Origin of the sequence: Terrabacter sp. RAF57 (assembly GCF_052113925.1) — a bacterium.
In the GTDB taxonomy this organism is placed as follows: Bacteria; Actinomycetota; Actinomycetes; order Actinomycetales; family Dermatophilaceae; genus Terrabacter.
In genome coordinates this window covers 94,862-109,027 of record NZ_JBFRDT010000014.1, presented here as the reverse complement: position 1 = coordinate 109,027, position 14,166 = coordinate 94,862, and the positions used below count along the sequence as shown (strand labels likewise).

At 66.9% G+C, this 14,166-nt stretch carries 13 protein-coding genes and 1 pseudogene; 10 read left to right on the top strand and 4 right to left on the bottom strand.

Features of this window, described 5'->3' with window-relative positions:
• Positions 1–143: 143 nt before the first annotated feature.
• Positions 144–1,211, bottom strand: a pseudogene (locus AB4Y83_RS16460) (IS256 family transposase); the annotation flags it as partial.
• Between the two features lie 160 nt (positions 1,212–1,371).
• Here AB4Y83_RS16460 and AB4Y83_RS16455 point away from each other — a divergent pair.
• From AB4Y83_RS16455 to AB4Y83_RS16445, 3 genes are all read left to right on the top strand, one after another.
• Complete coding sequence (locus AB4Y83_RS16455) at positions 1,372–1,569, top strand: histone-like nucleoid-structuring protein Lsr2 (RefSeq protein ID WP_442297540.1); 198 nt, start codon at positions 1,372–1,374, stop codon at positions 1,567–1,569.
• A gap of 93 nt (positions 1,570–1,662) precedes the next feature.
• On the top strand, positions 1,663–3,324 hold the full coding sequence (locus AB4Y83_RS16450; protein WP_442297539.1) for an N-6 DNA methylase: 1,662 nt from the start codon (positions 1,663–1,665) through the stop codon (positions 3,322–3,324).
• Positions 3,314–4,375, top strand: a complete 1,062-nt coding sequence (locus AB4Y83_RS16445) for a hypothetical protein (RefSeq protein WP_442297538.1) — start codon at positions 3,314–3,316, stop codon at positions 4,373–4,375. Before AB4Y83_RS16450 ends, AB4Y83_RS16445 begins: the two co-directional genes overlap by 11 nt.
• A gap of 71 nt (positions 4,376–4,446) precedes the next feature.
• On the opposite strand, the gene AB4Y83_RS16440 is transcribed toward AB4Y83_RS16445, so the two are convergent.
• The 3 genes from AB4Y83_RS16440 to AB4Y83_RS16430 are packed head-to-tail and all read right to left on the bottom strand — an operon-like array spanning position 4,447 to position 6,754.
• Entirely contained in the window at positions 4,447–5,196 is a 750-nt protein-coding gene (locus AB4Y83_RS16440) for an amino acid kinase family protein (RefSeq protein ID WP_442297537.1), read from the bottom strand.
• The gene (locus AB4Y83_RS16435) at positions 5,193–6,314 is read right to left on the bottom strand and encodes a helix-turn-helix domain-containing protein (protein WP_442297536.1); all 1,122 of its coding nucleotides are present in this window, start codon (positions 6,312–6,314) and stop codon (positions 5,193–5,195) included. The genes AB4Y83_RS16440 and AB4Y83_RS16435 overlap by 4 nt, the downstream gene beginning before the upstream one ends.
• A complete protein-coding gene (locus tag AB4Y83_RS16430) occupies positions 6,311–6,754 on the bottom strand; it encodes a hypothetical protein (RefSeq protein WP_442297535.1) in 444 nt (147 codons plus the stop codon). The genes AB4Y83_RS16435 and AB4Y83_RS16430 overlap by 4 nt, the downstream gene beginning before the upstream one ends.
• 145 nt (positions 6,755–6,899) lie before the next feature.
• On the opposite strand from AB4Y83_RS16430, the gene AB4Y83_RS16425 reads away from it, so the two are divergent.
• The 7 genes from AB4Y83_RS16425 to AB4Y83_RS16395 all read left to right on the top strand — a co-directional run bounded on the left by AB4Y83_RS16425 (position 6,900) and on the right by AB4Y83_RS16395 (position 14,026).
• The gene (locus AB4Y83_RS16425) at positions 6,900–7,181 is read left to right on the top strand and encodes a hypothetical protein (protein WP_442297534.1); all 282 of its coding nucleotides are present in this window, start codon (positions 6,900–6,902) and stop codon (positions 7,179–7,181) included.
• Positions 7,182–8,073: 892 nt separating this feature from the next.
• Positions 8,074–9,285, top strand: a complete 1,212-nt coding sequence (locus tag AB4Y83_RS16420) for a type IV secretory system conjugative DNA transfer family protein (RefSeq protein ID WP_442297541.1) — start codon at positions 8,074–8,076, stop codon at positions 9,283–9,285.
• 381 nt (positions 9,286–9,666) lie between these two features.
• Positions 9,667–10,092, top strand: a complete 426-nt coding sequence (locus AB4Y83_RS16415) for a hypothetical protein (protein WP_442297533.1) — start codon at positions 9,667–9,669, stop codon at positions 10,090–10,092.
• A 75-nt stretch (positions 10,093–10,167) separates the two neighbouring features.
• Positions 10,168–10,833, top strand: coding sequence for a hypothetical protein (locus tag AB4Y83_RS16410; RefSeq protein ID WP_442297532.1), 666 nt, complete (start codon positions 10,168–10,170; stop codon positions 10,831–10,833).
• Entirely contained in the window at positions 10,830–12,275 is a 1,446-nt protein-coding gene (locus tag AB4Y83_RS16405; RefSeq protein ID WP_442297531.1) for a CHC2 zinc finger domain-containing protein, read from the top strand. Before AB4Y83_RS16410 ends, AB4Y83_RS16405 begins: the two co-directional genes overlap by 4 nt.
• A gap of 168 nt (positions 12,276–12,443) precedes the next feature.
• A complete protein-coding gene (locus AB4Y83_RS16400) occupies positions 12,444–12,647 on the top strand; it encodes a hypothetical protein (RefSeq protein WP_442297530.1) in 204 nt (67 codons plus the stop codon).
• Positions 12,647–14,026, top strand: a complete 1,380-nt coding sequence (locus AB4Y83_RS16395; protein ID WP_442297529.1) for a helix-turn-helix domain-containing protein — start codon at positions 12,647–12,649, stop codon at positions 14,024–14,026. Before AB4Y83_RS16400 ends, AB4Y83_RS16395 begins: the two co-directional genes overlap by 1 nt.
• The last annotated feature ends 140 nt before the right edge of the window (positions 14,027–14,166 follow it).

Genomic DNA, 14,166 nt, shown 5'->3' with positions numbered 1-14,166 from the left:
GGTCAGCACGCCGCTCTTAGGTCACGGGACCACCGGGAAAGAGAGAGCCCGGAGGGACTGGCCCTAACGGGGTCAAGGCCCTCAGGCCCGACAGAAAGATTCCGGGTCACCCCCGGGCTCCCAAGGCTCAGACAACCACGCAGGAAGATCCCGACGACGTCGGTTCGGCGGCGGATCTCACGGTTGAGGCGCTCGTTCGGGTTGTTGCTCCAGATCTGACGCCAGATCTCCTTCGGGAAGACGGTGAAAGCGAGGATGTCGGCGCGGGCCAGCTCGAGGTGCTCCGCCACGGCCGGGAGCTTCTCGTACAGGCCCTCCAGGACCCGGTCGAACTGGGCGTTCACGGACTCGGCGTCGGGCTGGTCATAGACGCTGTGCAGCAGCGCTTTGACCCATCCCCACTGGGACTTCGGGGTCACGGACATCAGGTTCGCGGCGTAGTGGGTGCGGCACCGCTGCCACGACGCGTTCGGCAGGGTCGCACCGATCGCCTCGACCAGGCCGGCGTGCGCGTCGGAGGTCACCAACGCGACACCGCACAGGCCACGCGCGGTCAGGTCCCGGAAGAAGGACAGCCAGCCGGCCCTCGATTCGGTTGTGGCGGTGTGGATCCCGAGGACCTCACGGTAGCCGTCGGCGTTGACGCCGGTCGCGACCATCACCGCGATCTTGACGACCCGGCCGGCCTCGCGGACCTTCATCGTCAACGCGTCGGCCTCGAGGAACGTGTACGGCCCGTCGTGCAACGGCCTCGTGCGGAACGCGGCGACCTGCTCGTCCAGGTCCTTCGCCATCACCGACACCTGCGACTTGGACAGCCCGGTGATCCCGAGCGTCCTGACCAGCTTGTCCATCCTTCGGGTGCTGACGCCGAGCAGGTAGCAGGTCGCGACCACCGTCGTCAGTGCCGCCTCCGCGCGGCGGTGCCGCTGCAGGAGCCAGTCCGGGAAGAAGCTGCCCTCGCGCAGCTTCGGGACCGCGACGTCGATCGTGCCGGCGCGGGTGTCGAGGTCACGGTGCCGGTAGCCGTTGCGGGAGGTGACCCGCTCCGCCGAGCGGGTGCCGTACTCCGCCCCGCACACCGAGTCGGCCTGCGCCGAGAGCAGCGCGTTGATGAACGTGCCGAGCAGCTCCCGCATCAGATCGGGACTGGCCTGGGCCAGCTGTTCGTGAAGGAAGAGGGCAGGGATGCTCCTATGGATGTCTCCCACGACTATCCGCGCTGCTTCTTCTGCAGTGCCGGAACGCGCCACTGACGGGAGGGCGACTTAGGCGTCCGGAGTGCCGGCGACGACCACGACCTCAGAAACGTTCGTTGTTGAGGCGCCGCCTCGTCTGCGGCTACCGAAGCGACTCGTAGGCTCGCGGTTCATGGCCCGCCAGACTGTGATCCACCTTGTCGACGACGTCGACGGCGCGCACGCCGACGAGACGCTGCAATTCGAACTCGACCGAGTCACTTATGAGGGCGACCTGTCGACGGCCAACGCCGCCCGCCTCCGCGACACCCTGGCTCCGTGGGTTGCATCAGCTCGCCGTACCGGCGGGCGACGAAGCAACCGAAAGTAGGGCACAGCAGCCGCGGCCTGGTTCCGGCAGACTGCCTAACGCAGTCGGCGAGCCGCGTGCGAGTCCGCTTATGGGTTGGGACAGAATGGCCGGATGCTGCCCACGCCTGTCGGATCAGAGAAGCCCGACACTGCTGAGCGGCGCAAGGCACGCGGCGCCTTCTTCACCCCCGAGCCCATCACCCGCTTCATCGCGGAGTGGGCCATCCGCAGCGCACATGACGCTGTGATGGAGCCCTCCGCTGGAGACGCAGCCTTCCTCGTGGAGGCAGTTGCCCGGCTTCAGCACCTCGCCGAAGATCCTTCGGTATCGCCGCGGGTCGACGGAGTCGAGATCCATGCGGTCTCAGCCAAGACCGCGAGTGAGCGCGTCCGTGAGGCAGGGGGCGACCCTCATGTGGTCGTGAGTGACTTCTTCCACGTGGATCCCAAGCCGCAGTACTCAGCAGTCATCGGGAATCCCCCCTTCATTCGCTACCAGGGCTTCTCTGGCGCCTCGCGGGCTGCGTCGCGGGCGGCCGCGCTCCGCGCCGGCGTATCCCTCACTGCATTGGCCTCAAGCTGGGCAGCGTTCACGGTCCACTCCGCCCTCTTTCTTCGCCCTGGCGGCCGACTGGGACTCGTGCTTCCGGCGGAGCTGCTGAGTGTGAACTACGCATCGGCGGTGCGCCGGTTCCTGTTCGACCGCTTCAGCACCGTGCGGCTTGTGCTCTTCGACGAGCAGGTGTTTTCTGAGGCGGAGGCGGACGTCGTGCTGCTGCTCGCCGAGGGGTTCGGAGAAGGCCCAACCGACCACGCGATCATTCACCAGGCACGCAACGCTGCCTCGCTGCAAGATCTCGAGGCCTCCCACACGTGGACTCCCACCGATCCCGCGGACAAGTGGACGGCCCTCCTTGTCGACGAAGACGTGCAGGACAGCCTCATGGCTCTCGTGCGAGACGGGCAGTTCGAGCCCTTGGAGCAGTGGGGCGACACCACCCTCGGCATGGTGACCGGGAACAATGCGTACTTCGCGCTGTCTCCCGCGAAGGTTCAGGAGCTCGGCCTTTCGCGCAAGGAACTCATACGCCTCTCTCCGCCAGGGAGCTCGCATCTACGCGGCCTTAGCCTCTCGACGCAGCTTCTCACCGCCCTTGGGAACAGAGGGCAGTCCACCTGGTTGTTCCGGCCCAGCGGTGAGCCCACGCCGCAAGCTGCGGCGTATATCGAAGCTGGCCACATCGCTGGCGTGGATGGGGCGTACAAGTGTCGCGTACGCAAACCCTGGTGGAGGGTGCCGCTGGTGCCACCGGCTGACCTGTTGCTGACGTGCATGAACGCTGACACGCCTCGGCTCACCACGAACAGCGCCAAGGCTCACCACCTCAACTCTGTCCACGGGGTGTATCTCGGCGAGCAGCGTCGCGAGCTTGGAAGGGAGCTTCTGCCTCTGGCGAGCCTGAACTCGGTCACCGTCCTGCACGCCGAGATGGTTGGTCGCGCCTACGGAGGAGGCGTATTGAAGATTGAGCCGCGCGAGGCCGATCGTTGGGTCGTGCCCTCACTCGACCTCCTCACTGCCAAGGCCGAACAGCTCAGGGCCGTCAAGAGCGACGTCGCGAACCAACTTGGCCGTGGCCAGCTCGAGCGGGCAGTTCACCTCGTCGACGCTGTCCTCTTCGGTGATTCGGAGGTTCCCGACCTTCAGCTGGTGCGCCGCGAACATCGAAAGCTGGCGACGAGACGACTGGTGAGGTCGCAGGGTGCCCGCTGACACCGCCTCCAAGTCAAAGGAGCCCTCGAAGAAAGCCCGTGCTTGGGCCATCTTCGACCGGATCGTCGCTGATGCGGCGCCGGAGGGGCTCCACACCAACCCGTGGTCGGTCGCTCCAGACGGGAACCTGGAGTACGAGCCTGACTTTGAGGTCTTGACCAAGCTCCTGGGAGTCTCGCTCTTCCTCAAGGCGGAAACCACGACGGGGGTCCCCGCTCTGGCGCTCGACGTCTGGCTTGCGTACGAGTTCCGGCGTGCCGGGTTCGACCGCGACGCCGTCTGGCCTCGCGCCACCGCGCCGCGGGTGCTCCCTGCTCCCGTCGTCAGCCTGCTCGGGAAGGTCACCCAGAAGGAGCGCGCGGCTCTGTGGACGCGACTGCAAGGGAAGACGCCACCAGCTGGCGCCGCCGCTTCGAGCGCCAACATCTTGGGAAAGAACTATCTCAAGCAAGTCGACGTCGTAATGTCGAACTGGGACACCGGCCCTGAGTTGCTCATCAGCACCAAGCGGATGGACTCCAGTTTCGGGAAGAACGCGGCCAACCGAGTCGAGGAGTCATACGGCGACGCCAAGAACCTTCGGCTTCGCCATCCTCTGGCCGCCCTCGGGTTCGTCTACGGGCTCAGGTCGACCATCTTCACCGAGTCACCGGTCAAAGCTAAATGGCTCATCGACCTCCTTCAGAAGCTCGGCCGCGAAGACGACGCCTACCACGCTGTGTCGCTGCTGATCATTGAGTACACCGACGCCGACGCGCCGGCCACCGATGCCGACGACGCCGGCGACGGAGAAGACGCCCTCGTCGAGGCCGGAGTCGTGGCCTCGGCCATCGAAAGCGAAGACGAGGACGAGGTGGCGGTGCCGGCCGGGGAGGTGGAAACGGCCCTTGCCAACATTCCCCGGGTCACCCTCAGACATGACAAGGTCCCCCAAGCCCTTCAGGCCGGAACCTTCATGGGAGTCATGATTCAACGGCTTCTGGACGCCACCCCGGTCAACTTCCATGAAGGGGCCAGGGACCGCCAGCTCGAAGCTCTGGACGCCGACTGATCAGCGGTTAGCCCTCCCGCCGAGCTTGCGCCGTAGTGGGCACCAGCTTGCCGCGGCAGGTGCACAGACACTCAATACGGTAGTAGCACCGAACCGATGTCATCTCCGCGCACCGCGCGAGTCAGGCTCCGAGACATCTCCGCGCCGACCACTTGCACGGTGATCTTGTAGGTGCGACACAGTTCGAGGGCTGAGCGATCCATGATCGAGATACCGCCTTCGAGAGCCTCCTCAATGGTCAAGCTCGGCAAGAACGTGGCTTCAGGCTTGCCCGGTACGGGTCGGTTGGGGTCGCTGGTGAAGATCCCCTTCACACCATGCTTCGCCATGATGATCCGATTGGTCCCAAGATCACGGGCCAGTACCGGCGCAGCCACATCAGTCGAAACGCCGCTCTGCCCGACGCCAGCAGCCACGATGACCACCTCATCAGATGCCTCACCGAGGGACATGTCACCGTCCCATGCCTCGGCCAGGCCGGCGGCGACTTCCGCCTTCGCGATCAACCTTGGTTTCATGCCTCCGATCTGCGTCAGCTGATGGGCTAGTGCCCGAGCGTTCCAGCTTGATCCGATCATCCCTAGATCGTCGATACCCATCGGGAGGCCTCTGGCTCCCCAAGGCATGCCATGTCGGATGAAGTTGCCGCCGCCTATGACGACGCCGACACGAACCCCAGCACCGACGATCTCAGCAATCTGGTCACCAACCGCCTCGAACGCGTGGCCATCCCATGGCAAGCCGACACCGGACATCGCTTCACCGCTGAGCTTCAGAACGACGACATCGCTGGAGAGCCTGTCCAAAGGTGGGCGCTTCATGCGGCACCACTCTCACCGGTGTCGCTGGCGGCGTCGGTGAACTCGTCCGTCGCCGCCGCCCAGACCTTTTCCCAGATATTCCGCTTGGTGGACTGGAGACGATTAGCCCTTGCCTGACGCCGGAAGACCCCTGTCACTGCTTGGAGCTCGGGATGGTCTTCGATGTCGTATAGGGAGAACCCGTCCACAGGCTTACGGCTGCCGTGCACGATCATGGCTGGGTTCGGGACCGAATCATTCGCCAGGCAGGCAGCGCAGAAGCTGTAGTCAGTTGCCTCGGTGTGATTGTGTCGGCCTTCCCATCCGTCCTCCACAGCACTCAGGAACGTCCGGACGGCGCCACCATCGGGGACGACGAATTGCTGGTCGTGGCTCCAGATGTCACTGACGCTGAGGGAGGGCACACCTCCGAAGGTTCGCGTGCTTGCCATGATCTTGAACGGCTCGATGTCGATCACGATCACGTCGATATCGGTGTCCTCGATCGTCGGAATCTTGCCGACTCGGTTCTTGCGCAGGTCGGACGCGTCGGCGCACACCGAGTACATCGCGTAGGGGAATAGTTGCGGGTTGGACCTGCTCTCATCACGCAGGTAGGTGGAGGGCAACAGGTCGGACGACCGGCGAGGATCGGGGTAGAGCTCGATCTTCTCCTTGCCTCGTCGCAGCCGCTTCTGCAGCTTCGAGAACTCAGGGAGGAGATTCTCCGTAACCGGCATGCGGCCCTCCTTGTGCCGCTTCGAAGCTCGCCGAACGGTCTCCATGAGGTTGCGGTGCTGAGTGATGAGTTCCTCACCGAAGAGGCGCCCGGCGGGGGTGAGCTGGTACTGGATACCTTCCCGGTCCAGGAGCGTGCCGCCCGTCAACTCCTCGAACTTCGCATCGAGGCGGTGGAGTTCGCGGGACACGATGCGTTTGTCCGTCTTGAGCGCCTTGGCGACCGCAGCAAAGGAGTTCATGCCGTCGCTGTCGGCGCCCTCGGTGAAGATCCGCAGCATGTCGCGGGCCGCGGGCCCTGTCTCCAAAGTCAGGAATGCCTCGATCTGTGGCTTGTTTGGCTCCACTGATGTCCGATTGCTCATGAGCTTCCCCCTTGCGTCTGCGATCGATGCGTTCATCGGCCCGGACCCCTGCCCTCTGGCCGGTCATTGCCGTCCATCGGATCCTCGTCGTGGGCGAGAAAGTCATGCCCGCCCTTCGACGACTTGCTGCCGCTCTCTGACCCACTGAGCGCCTCAATTGTGCGCATAGCCCGTCCAGCGTTCCGGGCAAAGCCGGTGAGTCGTTTCAGGTACTCGGGACGCTCGATGAGCACGGCGGTGCCACCCGAGACCAGACACAGGCCAATAAAGCAGGTAGTGAACTCTCCTCCGGAGAGCTTGCCCAGGCCCAGCATCACGAACAACCCGGCGAGGGACAACGCAGCCATCCCTGTGAAGAACGCCCGCGTCAGGCGCTCGAATCCCTCGACGAACGAGACCCGCTGCGCGGGCTCGTCCAGGTCGAAGATCTCCCACTCTTCGTCCCAGCCAGTGCCTGGCGTGCCGTTGTCGTCCATGCCTCTATCGTAGGTGCGAAACATGCTACGGTCACCCCGTGATTCGGCGTTTACATATCAATTCATGCACCGTCGAAGTCCAACCGAGGGGCTCGTTTGGTGCATCGTGGCACCACGATGCACCAACTCTGGGTAGTGTTGGGACATGAGCGCCACCACCGTGATTAAGCCGCCCGCCTCGAACGACCGCGGTCCCGGACCCGGAGTTGCAGGTTCGCCTCGGTTGAAGGTGAGCTTCTCAGGAGCTGGCCTTCGGTCATTGATGAGCGCGGCAAGGCAGGCGGGGCTCGCTCCTACGGAGTACGTGCGCCGAGCCGTCAAGGGCGCAATCTATCTTCAGAAGATGCAGTCCCAGGGCTACAAGGTGATCTGCCGCAATGAGGCCGGCGCCGAGTTCATCTACATGCCTGACCTGGTTCTGGACTGAGCTCGCTCCCAAGCCACCTCAGAAACGGTCGTTTCTGGAACACCGACRACACGCCGACGAAGAGCGGGGCAGAAGCCGAGACCACAAACACTGGAGCGCGATGTGCGGCCGGCCTCTGGTTCGCCTCGTCCAGAGCGACCACCGCACACCCGGGCACCTCGCTCGCCTTGCACCCGAGTGCTGTCAGCACGGTCAGTCCTTCGGCTGTCTCTGGCAAGGACATCCGCGCCCTGCGCCGATTTGCGGCAGCCAAGGCGGCGCAGGGCGGAGGGCCCGCATGCCACGTCCCCGCGGCGCGGCACGAGGACGTCGTCTCCTGGTGCCCCGAAACTTCCGTGCCCAGTTCATGGATCGGCAGGAGCCAGTGCTCTCCAGAAGTGACCGGGCCCTGCTCGGTCTGCTCGCCAGTGCAGCGACGGCCATCGCACTTCTCTGGCTTGCCGCTGTCGTCGCGGAGACAGCTCGCGGCCATCCAACCCCGTCCTTCTCCGCAAGCCGCGCCCTCCGGGCGTTGACCGCACCGGCCGACCCGGCCGACGCGTGGGGCCTCGAGCTGGGGTCCGCGCTGGCCTACTGGGCGACGGTCCTTGTGTTGGCCCTGGTGCTCGCTAGCGGGACGGTCCTTCTGCGTCGGCACCTCCCACGAATGCACGGACCCAGTCAGTGGATCCATCGCGCGGGGATGGCAACGCGGCGTGATGTCTCCCGTGCAGCGGGGTCGGCCCGTGTCGCGCCCCGCGCATCCGTGCTGCGCCCGTCGAGTCTGCAAACCTCAGTGGATGAGGTCGCTCATGTAGTCGGCCGCAGCTACGGCATCAGGTGTCTCGTGACGGTTGAGGACTCCACCGTCGTCCTTGGGCCGCCCCGATCCGGCAAGGGGCTTCACCTCGTCATTCCCGCCATCCTCGACGCCCCCGGGTCCGTAGTCACGACAAGCACGCGCCCCGACAACCTCACCTCCACGATGCGTGCCCGCCAAACGCGAGGCCCGGTAGCGGTGTTCGACCCGCAGGGCCTGGCCCCGGGCATCCCCTCGGCCGCCAGGTGGTCACCGATCCGGGGTTGCGAGGACCCTCACGTGGCGATGGTGCGGGCCAAGGCCCTGACCAAGGGCGCCGCCTCGGGCACGACGGACGCGAACTTCTGGCAGTCCTCCGCCGAGCAGGCCGTCCGTGCGCTGCTTCACGCAGCAGCCCTCGGYGGCTGCGACGCCGCGGACATCTACCGCTGGTCCCTCTCGGCAGTCCACGCCCGCGAGGCCGTGATGATCCTGAGCACTTGCCCGCAGGCCGCCCGGTCGTGGCACCAGGGCCTGGACTCGATCATCAGCGCGGACCCCCGGCAACGCGACTCGGTCTGGGCCATGGTCTCGATCGCCTTCGCCGCCCTCGCCGACCCACGGGTCCTCGATGCCGTGTCCCCCGCCGAGGGCGAGCACCTCGACCCGGCGCACATCCTGGAGAACAACGGCACCGTCTACCTGCTCGGCACCTCGACAGGCGCCGCCGCGACCGCAGGCCTCGTCGGAGCCTTCCTCGAGGACGTCCTCGAGGTGGCGCGACGCAAGGCGGCCGGCTCCCCCGGCTCCCGGCTTGACCCTCCCTTGTCGATGATCCTCGACGAGGCCGCCAACTACCCGTTGCCCTCGCTCGCCTCGCTCATGTCCGACGGCGGAGGCTCCGGCATCGCCACCACAGTCGTTCTGCAGTCGTTGGCGCAGGCCCGCGCCGTCTGGGGTGAGCACGCAGCCTCGGCCATCTGGGACGCGGCGATCGTCAAGCTGGTCCTCGGAGGCGGGTCCAACGCTCGGGATCTGGACGACCTCTCGAAGCTCATCGGCACTCGCCCGAAGGACGTCACCAGCCGCAGCACCAGCCACGATGGCCGCCGCTCGACCTCGACCTCCACTAGCGAGGCCCCGATCCTCACGCCGGCCGAGCTGCGCATGCTCCCGTTCGGGTCCGCCGTCCTGCTCCTGCGCTCGGCCCCGCCCATCGCGCTCACCATGAGCCCGTGGCTCAAGCGCAAGGACGCCAAGACACTGACCACTGCCCGCGTCGAGCTCGAGGAGAGGATCCGCGATGCCAGCGCCGCGCGTGCGTGAGCGCCGTCGTCCGCGCTCGCGTCGGGCGACCTACGACGCGTACCTCAGTTCGCGAGCCTGGAGCGAGAAGCGCAAGCAGTGGTATGCCGCGTGGCTGACCGTTGCCGGAGTGGAACCTTCCTGCCTGGTGTGCGGAGGCCGTTGGACCCTCAAGTCCGGCCACCTGCACCACATCACCTACGCACGCCCGGGGGCTGAGGCCTGCGAGGACCTGCTGCCGCTTTGCCGGCGCGACCACCAAGCTGCTCCACGCCGTCATCGACGCAGACGTGGCGTGGCGACGCACGGACCGTCGTACGGCGACCGCCGCTGTGATCGTTTTCTTGCGTCGCCAGTCGGCCACCTCCGGGAGCGCACTTCCCCGACAGACCGCGTCAACGCATGACCGCTGACGAGCCGCTCGACTTTGGCGCGGACCCGTTCGAGCATGCCTTCGGCCAGCTCCGCGGCCCCGTGCACTGGCCCTCCCTGACGGAGGACGAGGCCCGCGAGCGGATGCTCGAGCTCGACGACTGGGTCACCGACCTCGTCCGACGCTTCGCCATCGAGCCCCGCTTCGTGCCGCCCTGCTGGGCCAAACACGGCGCCCTCATCGAGATCCTCTCGGCCCTGCGTGACCACGAACGCGCCGACTTCGCCGACACCGCCTCACCCACGGCCGGCCTGGACTTCATCCGCGCCCTGCACGACGGACACCACTTTCTGGCGGAGCACGTCGCCAAGACCCAGTGCTCCGTCGCCGGCCACCGCGACGACTTCATCGCGCCCTGGCTGGTCAGGAAAACGGCTGCGCCCCAGTGCGATTGAGTCCACCGATGGTGTCCCGCTAAAGCAGTCACCTCTCCGGACGCGCGGGATGGTCCCGCGCACGAGAGGGCCGCCATGCCAGCCAACGCGCACCCCACACCCTCGGAGACTGCCACCACCGACCCGGTCGTCGACCAGCTCCTGGCGCTGGCCCGCAACGCCAGCCGCAACATCGAAGAGCACGACCCGATCGACTACTGGTACCGCCTCGGCCAGCGCAACGCATACGCCCACGCGACCGGACAGCTCCTCGCAGCCGATCTCGGCCGCGACCCGTTCGTCGTCGCCGAACGCATCACGACCGCCCTCGACGCAGGAGTCAGCGACCTCGATGAGCTCCACGCCGCGGCATGCGACCACGGCGTGCCCAGCCACTCCCCTACCCCCGCTCTGGAGTGGGTAGGCCCGAGGGCGTTCGACTCCGCACACCGCAACGTCCGGGGTATCGACCGGGACTACGGCATGCGCTGGGGTCAGCGCGGCAACCAGCGGATCTCTCTGCGCCTGAACGGCGACACGGCCACCTACGGCCTGCTCTACGCGTACGACCCGACCTGGCAGGAGTATGCCGTCCTGTCGCACGCTGCCCGACGCGCCGCCGTCGACCGCGCCTTGGCGCACGCGACCGACACCGACATCCACATGTCCATCGAAGGCTTCACTCAGCTCGTTGGCTCCTACGGCGCCGCCATCGAGGCAGCCGAACGTGAAGCGGGCGCGGTCCGGGAAGTCCAGCTGTGAACACCCAACGCCAGCCGATCGATGTCGACGCGGTCCGAGCACGGCACCCGCTGGCCGACGTCGTCGCCGCGGCCGGCGTCGAACTGCAACCACGCGGGCACGGGCTCATCGGCTGCTGCCCCTTCCACGAGGACACGACGCCCTCGCTCTCGGTGGACGGGGTTCCCGACCGCTTCCACTGCTTCGGGTGCGGCGCCAGCGGCGACGTCATCGACTTCGTCCAGCGCACCCGCAACCTCGACTTCCTAAGTGCTGTAGCGGAACTCGACGGCGGGCAATACCGCGGCCGGCACCTGCGGGTCGTCCCTCAGATGCCGCAGCTTCGCGCCGTGACGCCACCGGCGGCGGACATCACGACCAGCCGTGCCTTCGCCATCAACCAACTCGCCTGGGACCACTTCGCCACACCCGTGGGCGTCAGCTTCGCCACCCACTACCTGCGGCACCGACGCGGCATCGACCTCACGGCGATGTCGAGCGACTTCCCCGCGCAGCGATTCGTGGGTCACGCCACCCACGGATGGGCCACCCTGACCGACCACCTCCGCAGGCTCGGGGTGCAGGACGACGAGCTCGTCGCCCTGGACTTGTCCATGCGCACCCGCGGCGGCCGGCTCATCGACACCTACCGCAACCGGCTCATCCTCCCGGTCACCAGCGAGCGAGGCGCGATCCACGGCTTCATCGGACGCGACATCAGCGGCCACCCCGCCGCGCCGAGGTACCGCAACCCCACACGCACGCCCGTCTTCGACAAGTCCCAGATCCTCTACCGGCCGAGCCATCACCACCTCGATCCCGACGCGCAGGTCCTCGTCGTCGAGGGAGCGCTCGACGCCCTCGCCGTCGCCGCGAGCGCTGCCGCAACACATACGACCTCCCGGCTTGCCGTGTGCTCGACGAACGGCGTTTCCGTCTCGTCGGCGCAGGCCCGCGTTGTGCTGTCGATGACACGCCGACCGCCGCGGATCGCCTTCGACGGCGACGAGGCCGGCAGGCAAGGCGCCTCCCGCTGGCTCATCACCGCCTGCCTCGAGCAACGTCTCCCCGTCCTTCTGACCCGTATGCCGTCCGGCTCAGACCCAGCGGATTGGCTGGCCGCCAATGGACCGGCCGGGCTGCCCGACCTGCTCGCGGACCCCTCCCGAGCTCAGGATCCCGAGGTGCCTCGCACGGTCGTACCCGGCCGGGAGCTCGTACAGGTGCTGCTGGACCGAGCCGGCCACGCCACCAGCGAGGCCGTCGAGATCGTGACAGGGCTCGCTGCCTACCTCGCGCCCGCCGAACGCACCCAGCTCCTCCGCGAGTCCGATGCCGAAATGACTCGTCACGGCCGGAACCCCCGCGGCACTTATACGGCCGCTCTCACCGACGCACTGCACAGGAGCGCAGCCACACACCCTGCGATGCAGCGGGAAACGTCCACTCCCAGCCTCACCTGACCGAGGAGCCTCGAACGCGCCATGCCGTCATCAACAGCGCTACAAGACGCAGCCGCCGAACTACTCTGCGCCGCAGACCTGGCCGAGGACAAGGCAGGAGGCAACCTCCTCGATCCCTGGGCCGCCCTGGCCGGCACGATTCGCTTGGTCGCATCCGGGCTGGACCCCATGCCCGAGCCACTGGGCATCGACAAGGTGGGACTGCACCACCATCTCGTCGCTGCCCTGACAGCCCTCGACCGGGTGCAGCCCCAAGCGGCGCCCAGCGACTTCTCCTTCTGGCGTGCCCACGTCGCAGACCTCACGGCCAACGCGTCCGCACTCGAAACCGCCCTCAACGGCGGCCACGGCGCCCACGAAGGCGGCGCTTGATGTCCACCAGCGCCACCGACCTGCTGGACCGCGCCGACACGGCCCTCGCCCAACTGCAGACATCCCTCGCCCAGGTCGACATCTCGCTGTGGGAGTCCCTCGACCAGACCGTTTACCGGGTGCTGCATGAACTCGTCCGGGCCAGAACAGGATGGCCGATGAGCGACCCGCACGCAGAAGCCATCTACCGGATCTTCATCGACTACCCACACCCGCTCCGCCCAGCCGATGACCAAGCAGACTTCTCCACCAAAGAAGCCGCGCGACTACTCGGGACCCACCCCGATGCCGTCAGAGAGCGCATCTGCGCCGGCACCCTGCTCGCGGCGCCTACGGGCAACGGCTACCGCATCCCCCGCACCGAGCTCGCAGTCCGCACCGACGTGTATCCCGCGAGCACCGATGAGAGGCACCCCATGGCGAAGCTCGCCTACACGCTGGGCGCCTTGGGCGACCTGCTCGTTACGAACCGGCTTGATCCGGGTACCCCGGAACTGTCCGCGGACTCGGCTACCACGATGACCCAAAAATGCCTCGCCCTGACTGCCGCCGCAGCCACGCACACCCTCTCCCGGTGCGACCCCGAGGTCGCGGACCGTCCACTCGCGCTGGCGCGGTTCGCAACGAGACAACTCGCACAGGTCGCGCATACGCCGCCACCGATGCTCGGTCTGCAGAACCCGACCATCCCGCCCTCCGAGCACTCACCCGAGTCGCCGGTCTCGGACCTCGAAAGATCACTCCACCTATGGGCCATCGCTGCCCGCGACGAGCTCCGCGAGGGGCTACCGAGCGTTGAGGTCTTCAAAGACATCAATCGGCAGGCCATTCACATCTACGCGGCCCTCGACTCGGTCATGGTCCGGGGTGGTGCCGGAGACAGCACGGACGACGTCCATCGCCTGCTGCGATCCACGGCAGCCGCACTTCAGTTGGGCGCGGACGCCTGGTCGCAGACCTCCACCGGCATGCCACCCACTTCTTCCTACGTCGAGGCGGCACGCCGCCTGTACACAACGCTTACGACCGTCACGCAGCTCCCTGGTCGATCTCAGCCCGACGACGAGGCGAGATACCAGGCGCTCTTGCGTGGCGCGAACGCCGCGGCATGGATCGCGTCCCTAGCAGCACCGTGGGCCTCGCGCCTGCTCGACTCCGGCGTCCTGTTCATCCACGCACGACACGCCGCGGGGCGCCCGGAGACCCTGACCGCCAAGCGTGCGGGACGCATGATCGCCGCCACACGCGCCGACGTACCGGCACTCTTCGGCGCCGTCTGGCACGCAGAAGGATTAGCAGTCCGCGCCGCGAGGGAACTGCCGCACGCGCTTTCCCAACCAATCCAGGCTCAACTGGAATCAGCGCGGATCGGCATCTAGCAGAAGCCGAGGCGGGTCGCGTGCGCTACCCCTGTCCCACTGGAAGGGTGCCCGGAACCTGTCCCCTACCGCCCACTCAGGGCGCCCCTTCCGCCCAGAATGACGCCGGCGAAGAAGCTCGTGCGCGCATCGAATGCGTC

Coding starts and splice junctions, on each gene's coding strand:
- AB4Y83_RS16455 (WP_442297540.1), top strand. CDS start 1,372: ATGGCCCGCCAGACTGTGATCCACCTTGTCGACGACGTCGACGGCGCG.
- AB4Y83_RS16450 (WP_442297539.1), top strand. CDS start 1,663: ATGCTGCCCACGCCTGTCGGATCAGAGAAGCCCGACACTGCTGAGCGG.
- AB4Y83_RS16440 (WP_442297537.1), bottom strand. CDS start 5,196: ATGAAGCGCCCACCTTTGGACAGGCTCTCCAGCGATGTCGTCGTTCTG.
- AB4Y83_RS16435 (WP_442297536.1), bottom strand. CDS start 6,314: ATGAACGCATCGATCGCAGACGCAAGGGGGAAGCTCATGAGCAATCGG.
- AB4Y83_RS16430 (WP_442297535.1), bottom strand. CDS start 6,754: ATGGACGACAACGGCACGCCAGGCACTGGCTGGGACGAAGAGTGGGAG.
- AB4Y83_RS16425 (WP_442297534.1), top strand. CDS start 6,900: ATGAGCGCCACCACCGTGATTAAGCCGCCCGCCTCGAACGACCGCGGT.
- AB4Y83_RS16415 (WP_442297533.1), top strand. CDS start 9,667: ATGACCGCTGACGAGCCGCTCGACTTTGGCGCGGACCCGTTCGAGCAT.
- AB4Y83_RS16410 (WP_442297532.1), top strand. CDS start 10,168: ATGCCAGCCAACGCGCACCCCACACCCTCGGAGACTGCCACCACCGAC.
- AB4Y83_RS16400 (WP_442297530.1), top strand. CDS start 12,444: ATGCCCGAGCCACTGGGCATCGACAAGGTGGGACTGCACCACCATCTC.
- AB4Y83_RS16395 (WP_442297529.1), top strand. CDS start 12,647: ATGTCCACCAGCGCCACCGACCTGCTGGACCGCGCCGACACGGCCCTC.